Genomic DNA, 10300 nt, shown 5'->3' on the forward strand with positions numbered 1-10300 from the left:
CCTCGCGTCCCCCTCTCGGCCAGGCGGAGCCCGGCCGATTCACCCCCCGAGGCGAGCTCGCTTCGCGATCTCGCAGAACATCGAATTGTTCGATGCTCTAACTCCTGCCGGACTGCCTCCGCAGGTGGCATATCGATTGCCACACCAAAGCAGGGCGCCGTTGGTCAATTCACCAAACCAGGGCGCTCGCGGAGGCCACATGCGGTCGCGCCCTTCCCTTCCCTCGCTCGCCCTCGTGGGTTCATCCTCGGTCGTTCTCGCGCTCGGCCTCGTCGCCTGTAACGACGCCGTCGTTCACTCCACGTGCGTGCGTCCGGGCTGCCCCCAGACCGAGGAGAACCAGACATTCGAATTGCCCCAGACCGACAAACTCGACCTCCTGCTCGTCCTCGACAACTCGCGCTCGATGGCCGACAAGCAAGCCTTGCTCGCGAGCGCGGTGCCCGACCTCGTCCTCGGCCTCGTGAATCCGCCCTGCGTGGGCCCCGAGGGCGTACCGGCCATGACGCCGCCGGGACATCCCCTCGATCCTTGCCCGGCGGGCACGCGGCGCGTGATGGCTCCCGTGCTCGACATCCACATCGGCGTGCTCAGCTCGAGCCTCGGCGGCCACGGCGCCGATGGCTGCCCCGACGTCGTGCAGAGCGAACAAGCGTGCGCGGGCGGCACGAACACGACGAACAACGACAAGGGCCACCTCGTCGCGCGCCTCGATGCCTGCGGCCCCTCCGCGGCGCCGACCTACGAAGACCGGGGATTTCTCGCCTGGGATCCGGCGCAATCGCTCTCGCCGCCGGGCGAAGACGACTTTCTCGGGCTCGGCGGGTCGCTCCGCGACATGGTGGCCGGCGTCGGGCCGCTCGGCTGCGAGTACGAATCCCAGCTCGAGAGCGTGTACCGTTTCCTCGTCGATCCCGAGCCCTACGAATCGATCTCCGTCGTCAACAACCGCGCGACACCCGACGGCACGGACACGGCCCTCTTGCAGCAGCGCGCGGCGTTTCTGCGGTCCGACTCGCTGCTCGCGATCGTGATGGTCTCGGACGAAAACGATTGCTCCATCAAGGAATACGGGCAGTTCTATTACGTCGGCCAGGAAAAAACGTCCGAAGGAATGGACGTGCGTCTCCCGCGCGCGCGGTCGGAGTGCGCGATCGATCCGAACGATCCGTGTTGCAAATCCTGTGGCCAGGACCCGGGCAGTTGTCCCGCGGATCCCACGTGCACGAGCCCCGAAGGCGGCCCCGCATTGCTCGCGCCCGAGGAGGACCCCAAAAACCTCCGCTGCTGGGATCAGAAGCGCCGCTTCGGCATCGATTTCCTCTATCCCGTCGATCGCTACGTGAAGGCATTCACGTCGACCGAGATCCAGGACCGCGCCGGGAATCTCGTCCCGAACCCCCTCTTCTCGGACCTCGATCCGAACGACGACGTCTGGCGCGCCCGCGACGCGGGCTCCGTCTTCTTCGCCGGCATCGTCGGCGTGCCCTGGCAAGACATCGCCCGCGATCCGACGAACCTCGCGCAGGGCTTGAAGAGCACGGCCGAGCTCGAAGCGCCCCTCGACGCGAGCGGCAGAACGACCTGGGACGTCATCCTCGGCGACCCCACGAAATACGTAAAACCGCTCGATCCGCTGATGATCGAGTCCGTGGCGAAGCGCGCCGGGACGAACCCGATCACCGGCGACGCCCTCGTCGACGCGAACGCGCCCGAGGAAAACCCGATCAATGGCCACGAGCGGACGATCGCCGGGGACGACCTGCAATACGCGTGCATCTTCCCCCTGCCGCAAGGGCAGGAGCGCGATTGCACGGACGACACGCTCGCCGGCTGCGATTGCAAGGACACCACCAATGACAGCCCGCTCTGCGCGCAAAACCCCGCAAGCGGTGGCGCGCCCACGCTCCAGGTGCGCGCGAAGGCCTATCCGGGCCTCCGGCAGCTCGAGGTGCTGAAGGGCCTCGGCGAGCAGGCCGTCGTGGGCTCGGTTTGCCCGGCGAGGATCGACGATCTCGCCGCGCCGGACCACGGCTATCGCCCGGTCATGGCCGCGCTCCAGGAACGGCTGAAGGCCCGCGTCCACAATGCCTGCCTGCGCGACGTGGACTTCGCGATCGATCCGAAGGGCGGCCTGCCGGCCGTGCTGATCGAGGCGCGGCACGCGGAAGGCGGCGCGTGCACGTGTGATCCGTCGACCGGGCGAATCGAGGTCCCGGAAGCGCATGCGTCGCTCGTCACGCGCATCCAAACGCACCCGCGCGCGGCAGGCGAGCCATGGGATTGTTTCTGCATGATGATCCAGGCCGAGGCGGGCGCGGCGAGGCACGCCTGCCAGGAGGACGTGAACGACCCGCCGCTCGCCTCGGGAGAGCCTGTGCATCGCTGGTGTTACATCGACGGCGCGACGACCCCGCCGACGGGGAATCCGGAGCTCGTGTCGGATTGTCCGGACAATCAACAACGACGCTTCCGCATCACGGGCGACGCGAAGCCCCTCCCGAAGGCGTCGCTGTTCCTCACCTATCCCGTGGAATGAGCCGCCGCCCTCGGCGCGCCCGGAAATGACGCGGCGCGCGTCGGCCTTGAGCCCCCGCGCGGGCCCTGATACGGTCTGCCGCGTGCGTATCTCTTCGCTCCTCGCCGCCACGATTTCCCTCGTCGCCGTCGCCGGGTGCGGCGGCGCCGCGCCGCCGGATGCGCCGCACGACGTCGCGCGCGGGCCTCTGGGGCCGCCCCCGGACGCGGCCGTGTGCAGCCCGCTCCCGGATGCGCCGGGGAGCCAGCGCGTCGTCGCCCTGCTCGCCGCGGAGCGCGATGCGCTGGAAAAGAGGCTCGCGGACGGCCCGGTCGCTCTGAAGCTCGAAGGGTGCAGGCTCGTCGTCGTCCCGGCGTGCGAGCTGCGGGCCTCGGCGCGATACACGAGCGCGCCCGAGGACGGGACGTTGACCTTGTCGAGCGAGGCGGACGTCGAGCGCGAAGTGCCCCTTGGCAAAGCGCGGCTCGGCGCCGTCATGAGCGGCGGCCACGCGCTCCAGGTCAAGCTCGCGCACGCGGGTCGATTCTCGTTCGTCGGCGCGACGGCGAGCCCCGACGCGGTGCAGGCGTGCAAGGAGGCGACGCACGTCGTCCGCGGCTACACGATCGGCGCATTCGAGGTGGCCGAGGAAGGATCCGGGGCAACGGTGGAGAAGGCGGGCGACCGGGAGGCGTGCGCGAAGGGCTCGGCGAATGTGACGACGCCGCCCTCGGGCTGCGGCGCGCTCGTCTCGATTGACCTCGTGGCGCTTCATTCGGCCGACGATGACATCGACAGGGACGCGCGAAAGGGGCCGGATAAGCCTATCTCGCCCGCGCCGCCCACCGAGGCAGCGCAGGGAGGCGACGGCGGCGCCGTCCCAGGCGGCGGCTTCGTCGGCGGCGTCCGCGGCTCGACGATGAAGGATGCGCAGGAAGGGGGAAAACCCCAGCCGAAGAAGCATTGCGCGCCCGACGACCCGCTCTGCTACAACTGAATCAAGCCGCCGCGCTCATTTGCGCGGTGGTAGCTTCTTCCGGAGCTCGGCCGCGCGTTTGAGGGGCGGGAGGTCCGCGTCTGCCCGAGGCCAGAAGGCCGCGAGCGCGTCGAGCGTCGCGAGGGCCTCGGTCTTGGCGTCCCGTTTGGCCTGGAGCTCCGCCAGCCGAACGAGGCCGTCGGCGACGTAGGGGCCGCAGAGCAGGCGCGTATCGAATACGAGTTTCCCGCATTTCTCGCGCTCGGCGAGGATCTTCTCGTAGGCGCGCTCCGCCTCGGCGAGCTGGCCCCGGAGCTCGAAGGCGTGGGCTTGCAAATGCATGCGCCGGAATCGCTGGAAAAGGCCGCGCGACTCGGGGATGTCCGGAATGACGACGTCCTCCTTCCGGGCGGCGACGACAGCAAACGCGAGCTCGTCGGTGCCCGTGGGCGCGAGGCGCTTGACCTCCGCGAGCTCCGCGTCGGCCCGGGTGAGATCGCCCTTTTCGACGGCGATCATGCCTTTCAGGCTCTTCAGCATGAGCTTGGCCCGCGACTCGTCCGTCTTCGCGAGGCTCGCTCCTTCCCATATCTGCGAGAGCTTGGCGAACTTCGCCTCGGCCTCGGCGATACGTCCGAGCGCCACGTCGCCATACACGGGCAAAAGCACGCAGCGGATCAGGGTGCCTTGTTTGCCCTTCTCGACGGCATACGCGGCGGCCTCGTCGAGCAGCGCGTCGGAATCGCGCGCGCGCCCTTCGCGCAGGAGCACGAGCGGGTGGGTGCACATGAAAGAGAGGCGATCTTCGACGTTCTTCGTCGTGAGCAAGGTCTGGCGCTCGCGCGAGAATTGCGCCTCGTCCTCGCTCTTGCCCGTGGTCAGGAGCGAAAACGCGTACGTCACGTGCGCCAGGAATGGGCCGCGCCGGGCGATCGCCTGCTCGAGGTCGGTCCGCGCCGCGGCCATGTCACCCATGCGCATCCGCACCATCCCGCGCTGCGCGACGATCCAGGGGGAAGCGCCCTGGTTTTCGAGCGCCTTGCCCGCCTCCGCGAGCGCGTCGGCGAGCTGGCCCGCCTCCATGTAGACCATGGACTCGAAGAGATGGGTGAGCGCGTGCCGCCCGTCGATGGCGCGAGCCCCTTCGAATCGCGCGACGCGCTCCGGGACCGTCCCCCCGTACATGTAGTAATAAGCGACGAGGAGATGCGCCAGGAAAAACTGGGGGTGCTTCGCCTTGAATGCGTCCCAGGCGGCGAACCCTTTTGCAGTGTCCTCCTCCGCGAGATCGAGGATCGCGACGAGCTCGGCGTCGCGGCTCGTGCTGCCACGGACGAGGCGAATGGCCTCGTCGAGCTCGCGGGTCGAGTCCTCGAAATGCTTTTGCAGCGCGGCGACGACAGCGAGTCCCACGTGCGGCCACGGATCGCTCGGCCCCTTGTCCCGCACCGAGAGCAGCGCCGTCTCCGCGCCGTACACGTCCGCCTGGAGCAGGCTCTCGATCCCCCGCCGGAACTCCGCCTGCACCGCGGGATCCGCCGAGATCTTGGGGATGTCCGCGTCCTCCGCCGCGGCCACGTCCGCGCTCGCCGCGCCTCCCGCGGGCCCGCTCGTCCCGGAAGGCCCCTTCGTGCCCAGCCAAACCCCGGCCGCGCCGAGCGACAGGGCCGCGGCGCCAAGGGCCGGGAAAAGCCACGCGGGCCGCGAGGCCTTTTGTGTCACAACGGGTTTTTCCTGGCTCACGGCCGCCGCCGCCTCGCCCACCCTCGCCTTTTCTTCCGCCTCCTCTTCCCCTTCGGCCGGGCGCGGCGCGGGCGGCTTCTTGCTCGACGGCCCGGGCGGGCGTTTGTCCCCGCCGCCCACGAGCGCCGCGACGTCGGGGTCGAGCGAGGGGAACGCGGCCGCGAGCGCCTTGCTCTTCACCACGTCGCCGCTCGCGTAATCGAGGAACTCGGCCGCGTTGCGATATCCATTGAAGAAGAGCGCGCGCTCCCGCTCCTCGCCGTGCTCGAAAAGCACCCAGGGGTGGAGCGAGGCGAAATGGCCGTCCTTGCGCAGGTATACCCGGCCCGGCAGGACGTCCTCGGCCGCCTGCGCCGCGCCCTCGCGCTCGGACGCGAGGCCCTCGAGCCGCACGATCTGCGCTTTTCGGTCGCCGTCCGCCCCGATCTCCACCCTCTCCACGAACACGAGCACGCTGTCCGTCGGGAAAAACATGCCGGCGCGCCACGCTGGCTCGATCGCTTCGAGGAAGACCCGCGCCGCCTCCTGATTGAACGCGTCGTTCCGCGTCGAGCCGTGCCCGATCACCTTGTTCCGGTACGCCGGCAGGAGCGCGAGGAGCTTCTGCGCGTTCGTCGATTTCGGCGCCTGCCGCTGGTCGGTCCCGACCTCCGCGAGCAGCGCGTGCAGCGCGAGCAGCGCCGGATCCGTGAGGCTGCCCGGCCGCGGCGGCATCGCCTTCACCCAGTGCCCCGTCGAGGGCATGCCGAGCCCGCTCACGTCCGCGGGCGGCTCGGCCGCCACCGTGAGGCGGATGCTCGCCTCCCAGGCGTAATACGACGCGAGGTGCTTCCTTGTCGGATCCGTGGCGTTGCGCGCGCGTCGAACGAGCGCCGCAATCGGCAGCGGCAGGGGCGGGGCGGCCATCGCCCGCCACGCTAGCACGTAAGGCCCGCGCCACGGAACGGCCTTCCTCCCCCTCCCCGGGTCACCCGGGCGGGTCCACCTGCCGCGTCGACCTGCGCGCCGTCACCTTCGCGAGCCTCCCGAGGATCCATTTCCGTCGTCGCGGAGGGTGGCGGGTTCCTCTTGCAGTCCGGCCCATTCTGTGAAATCCGTAGGCATCACCACCGAGACGAACGATGCCCAAGGTCCCCCCTACACCGGCGAATTGCTTCAGCCACAGCGCAGCGAACCACTACCCCCGTATCCTGGAAGACGGAAAGACCATCAGAGTCCTTTCCTTCATCCGCCAACCAGAAGACGACTGGGAATCAGCGCAAGACTTGCTGGACCTGTTCATCGATTTCGATCAATGGGGAGAATATGCCAAGGCGGCGGGCACTGGCGACATCGCCTTCGTCACATCGAAGCGCCTTCCCGATACCGTCATCGACGGGCATCAGGTCATGCAGCATTACAGCGAGTACTACGTGAAAGGCCCGCTGGGCATCAAGCAGCATATCGTCGAGCTCAACCATGTCAGGCGGCGTGTTCCTCCCTACGAGGGCGCGGAGCTGAGCCTCGAGTTCGCGCTTGCCCCCAGGAACATCACCGAGATCCCAGGAATCGGCCCCTACAAGCCTGTCGGCGTTCAGGATGTCCGCGGGACCTTTCACATCAGCAAACGACCGACCGAAGCGGACTACGTCGTCACGATTCAAGTCGATGTCCTGCCGACCCAAGATTTTGCTCCAAACATCGCGATAAGTTATATTCTGGACGTCGGAAAAACCATGGTGAAGGGAATGTTCAATCTCTGACACCACCCACCGCCGCCGACACTCTGTGCCAAACCCCCCATGAGCGCCCCGCGCCTCCTACGCCAGCCCTTTTATTGCGAGGAGAACGTCTGGCACCTCTGCCAGGAGCCCGCGCTCGCCGATCGAAGGCGCGACGTGGTGTTCGTCTCGAACGCCGATCGCGCCTGCCCCATGTGGTACCAGAAAGCTGGCCGGGGCAAACCCATCGTCTGGGATTACCACGTCGTGCTGCTCGCCTGGGATCCGCCGGAGATCTGGGACGTCGACTGCACCCTCGGCGTGCCCTTGCCCGCGATCGCGTGGCTCGGAAGCTGCTTCCACCCGGGCGTGCCGCCGCCGTTCTTGCCGTCGTTCCGTGTTGTCCCGGCCGATCTCTTCGTCCAGACCTTCGCCTCGGACCGATCGCACATGCGCCTCTCGGACGGCACGTTCCAGAAGCCCCCGCCGCCCTGGCCGGTGATTGGTGCGCCGGGCATCCCTGCAAACCTGATGTCGTTCGTCGACGTGAGACGACCGTTCCTCGGCGAAGTGCTCTCGCTCGCGGAGATCGCCGCGCGCGTCGGCTGACCCGGGCCGCCCGGGCGAGGCGCGGCTAGCCAAGGGCCGCGGTGTCGGTATATGCTCCCGGCCGAGGCAGTTCGGTCCCCGTAGACACCCGATGGGAACAGACGATCGTGACGACGGACGACGAGATTGGCCGCCCCCGAGCGCGGGGCCGCCGAGCGACGCCGGTCTGCGCGAGGCCGTGACCATGCTGCGCCGCCTGCGCGCCGGGGACCTCGTGTTCCCGAGCCGCGAGCGCGGCGGGCTCATCGGCGAGATCCTCCGCGAGATCGAGGCCCTCGGCAGCAAGGTCCTCTCGGAGCGCAAGTCCGAGGACGAGCGGATCGCCACGTTGACGAACGTCGTCGTGCAGCTCGCGGCGCTGAACTTCGAGGCCCGCGCCTCCATCAGCCCAGGGCACGACAAGCTCGACGGGATCGCGGCGGGCCTGAACATGCTGCGCGAGGAGCTGCAGAGCTCCACGGTCTCGCGGACGTACCTCGACAGCGTCTTCGCCTCGATGGCCGACGCGCTCGTCGTGGTCGACGCGAAGGGAAACGTGCGGACCGTGAACCGCGCGACGACGGAGCTGCTCGGCTTCACGGATCGGGAGCTCGTCGGCAAGCCCGTGAGCACGCTCTTCCTGGAGGAGCTCGATCCGGCGCAGATCCTCGCGCTCCACGGGCACGAGATGCAGTGCTTGACGAAGTCGGGCGCGGTCATCGAGGCCTCGGTCTCGTCCTCGCCGCTCCAGAACGGCAGCACGATCGAGGGCTTCGTCTGCGTGCTGCGCGACGTGACCGATCGCAAACGCGCCGAGGAAGAGCGCATGCGCCTCGAGGAGGCGATCCGCGCGAAGAACGATCTCATCCGGACGATGAGCACGCCGCTCATCCCGATCACCGACGACATCGTGGTCATGCCGCTCGTGGGCACGCTCGATCAGGAGCGCGCCGATCAGGTGATCGAGTCCCTCTTGCGAGGCATCGCGAAGGCCCAGCCGCGCGTCGCGATCCTCGACATCACGGCGGTGCCCGTGGTGGACGCGGACGTGGCGGGCGCACTCGTCCGCGCGGCGCACGCGGCGCGCATGCTCGGCGTGGACGTGGTCCTCACGGGCCTGCGGGCCGAGGTGGCGAAAACCCTCGTCGACATGGGGCTCGATTTGCCCGGTGTCAGGACGTGCAGCACGCTGAAGAGCGGCATCGCGCTCTCGATGAACGGCAAGGCAAAGAAGGCCGAGGCTCCCAGGAGAAGTTCATAATGGTTTCGAGCGACGTTCCGGTCGAGATTGTGACGCGAGGGGCCGTGCTGAGCTACGACCCGCGCGGATTCGTCAAGAAGGTGACGAAGGACGGAGCGGAATACACGCTGCAGGACGCCGAGGAGGATTTCGAGGCGGCCAAGAAGCTCGGCGGCGGCGAGCCGCGTCCTCTGCTCGTGGACGAACGAGGCCTGCGCGGCGCCGATCACGCGGTCCGCAAGTTCTGGGTGAGCCCCGACGTCCCGGCCGTCTGCAAATGCGTCGCGGTGATCACGGGCAGCTCGCCGGTCAGCAACATGATCGGCAACTTCGTGATCACGGTCTCGAAGCCTGCCGTCCCCACGAAGCTCTTCGCCTCGGAGCAGGCCGCGATGCCGTGGATCGAGTGGTTCCTCGACGACGAGCACGACAGCCCCCCGCCGTCGATCCGATTCCGCTGAAGCAGCCCGGCCGAGGTTTGCCCCGGCCGGCCGTCATTGCGCCTGCCGCGCCTCCGCCGCACGTTTTCGGGCCATCGCGACGCAAGCCTCTCGTTTCGTGAAAAACGCCGGCCACGGTTGATCTGGAACGGATTCGAAATCGAGCCCGGCGAGCGCGCGGTTGATCCGGGGGATCTCCGCAGTGAGCGGATCCGCGGGGCAAGCCGTGCAAGCGGGCAGCACCTCGCCTGCGGTCGGCCCTCGCCCCACCCGCGTGGGGCTCGCGAGGCCGAAGTGATGCATCGGGTCGTGGGAGGAAAGGCGCGCCGCGAGGCCCGTGCATCGCGTGCAGGCACCCACGCCGCCGCCGGCCTCCGCGCACGGGCGATCCTCGAAGTTCACGCACGTGGCCTGCGCGGAGACGGGCGTCGCGCCATAAAGAATCGCATCCTCGCGAATTTCGAGGAGCATGCCTGGGGGACGCCACGCCGAGCCGAGCGCGGACATCGATTCGGTTTTCTCGCCGCGCGCATTCGTCTCGATCGTCCGGTGGTGGGGCCCAGAGAAGGTGACGATCGTGTCGACCACGAGATCCTCGAAGGAGCCCGAGCGCGTGAGCGTCGGGCGGCCCTCGCCGCCATCGAGCGGGATCTCCGCATGGAGGGATTCGGGGGACACCTCGAACACGACCCGCCGGCAAAGCCTTTGGGGCGCCGGGACATCATGCTGGAGCAGCTCTTCCGGGACGAACAGGGCGAGCGTGGAACCGGCTTTGACGAAGCGCGAAAAGTCCGCCGGGGTCGCGCCGCTGCGGAGATGGTCGAGATTGGGAAGCCGGGCGCGGGCGTAGGCGATACGCTCGGCCTCGGGGAGCGCCGCGATCCGCGCGAGCTCGGGATCCTCGGCCGGAGTCGCCTTCGGCGCGGCAACTGCGGGGGGTTCGGCGTCGGGTCCCGCCTCCACCGGACCGGCGTCGGCGATGGGCGGGGGCGCGAGACCCACGCTCGGAGACGGCCCACCGGCGCAAGCCGCGACGGCAGCGGCGACGAGCGTGAGGGAGGCGAAGATCGGCGGAAGGGAAGTGCGCATGCCCGA

At 68.7% G+C, this 10300-nt stretch carries 8 protein-coding genes; 6 read left to right on the forward strand and 2 right to left on the reverse strand.

Annotated elements, in window-relative coordinates; genetic code table 11:
• The first annotated feature begins 235 nt into the window (after positions 1–235).
• Both QHF85_RS44890 and QHF85_RS44895 read left to right on the forward strand, forming a co-directional pair.
• Positions 236–2539 carry a hypothetical protein gene (locus QHF85_RS44890; protein WP_281333655.1) on the forward strand — a complete coding sequence of 768 codons (2304 nt, stop codon included), beginning with the start codon at positions 236–238 and terminating at the stop codon, positions 2537–2539.
• An 82-nt stretch (positions 2540–2621) separates the two neighbouring features.
• Entirely contained in the window at positions 2622–3515 is an 894-nt protein-coding gene (locus QHF85_RS44895; RefSeq protein WP_281333656.1) for a hypothetical protein, read from the forward strand.
• A gap of 15 nt (positions 3516–3530) precedes the next feature.
• Here QHF85_RS44895 and QHF85_RS44900 read toward each other — a convergent pair whose 3' ends face one another.
• Positions 3531–6143, reverse strand: coding sequence for a hypothetical protein (locus tag QHF85_RS44900; RefSeq protein WP_281333657.1), 2613 nt, complete (start codon positions 6141–6143; stop codon positions 3531–3533).
• A 215-nt stretch (positions 6144–6358) separates the two neighbouring features.
• Here QHF85_RS44900 and QHF85_RS44905 point away from each other — a divergent pair, with 215 nt between their 5' ends.
• From QHF85_RS44905 to QHF85_RS44920, 4 genes are all read left to right on the forward strand, one after another.
• Positions 6359–6979 carry a hypothetical protein gene (locus QHF85_RS44905; protein WP_281333658.1) on the forward strand — a complete coding sequence of 207 codons (621 nt, stop codon included), beginning with the start codon at positions 6359–6361 and terminating at the stop codon, positions 6977–6979.
• 39 nt (positions 6980–7018) lie between these two features.
• On the forward strand, positions 7019–7546 hold the full coding sequence (locus QHF85_RS44910) for a hypothetical protein (protein ID WP_281333659.1): 528 nt from the start codon (positions 7019–7021) through the stop codon (positions 7544–7546).
• Positions 7547–7637: 91 nt separating this feature from the next.
• Positions 7638–8786 (forward strand): PAS domain S-box protein, encoded by a 1149-nt coding sequence (locus QHF85_RS44915; protein WP_281333660.1) that lies wholly within the window; start codon positions 7638–7640, stop codon positions 8784–8786.
• A gap of 44 nt (positions 8787–8830) precedes the next feature.
• Positions 8831–9226 (forward strand): hypothetical protein, encoded by a 396-nt coding sequence (locus QHF85_RS44920; protein WP_281333661.1) that lies wholly within the window; start codon positions 8831–8833, stop codon positions 9224–9226.
• A 33-nt stretch (positions 9227–9259) separates the two neighbouring features.
• Here QHF85_RS44920 and QHF85_RS44925 read toward each other — a convergent pair whose 3' ends face one another.
• Positions 9260–10294: a hypothetical protein gene (locus tag QHF85_RS44925; RefSeq protein WP_281333662.1), complete on the reverse strand. Its 1035-nt coding sequence runs from the start codon at positions 10292–10294 to the stop codon at positions 9260–9262.
• Positions 10295–10300 lie beyond the last annotated feature (6 nt).

Origin of the sequence: Polyangium sp. 6x1, from assembly GCF_029946515.1 — a bacterium.
Classification (GTDB): Bacteria; Myxococcota_A; Polyangia; order Polyangiales; family Polyangiaceae; genus Polyangium.

Excerpts from the sequence above, each read along its gene's own strand:
- QHF85_RS44900 (WP_281333657.1), bottom strand. The coding sequence starts at position 6,143 with ATGGCCGCCCCGCCCCTGCCGCTGCCGATTGCGGCGCTCGTTCGACGC.
- QHF85_RS44910 (WP_281333659.1), top strand. The coding sequence starts at position 7,019 with ATGAGCGCCCCGCGCCTCCTACGCCAGCCCTTTTATTGCGAGGAGAAC.
- QHF85_RS44915 (WP_281333660.1), top strand. The coding sequence starts at position 7,638 with ATGGGAACAGACGATCGTGACGACGGACGACGAGATTGGCCGCCCCCG.
- QHF85_RS44925 (WP_281333662.1), bottom strand. The coding sequence starts at position 10,294 with ATGCGCACTTCCCTTCCGCCGATCTTCGCCTCCCTCACGCTCGTCGCC.
- QHF85_RS44905 (WP_281333658.1), top strand. The coding sequence starts at position 6,359 with ATGCCCAAGGTCCCCCCTACACCGGCGAATTGCTTCAGCCACAGCGCA.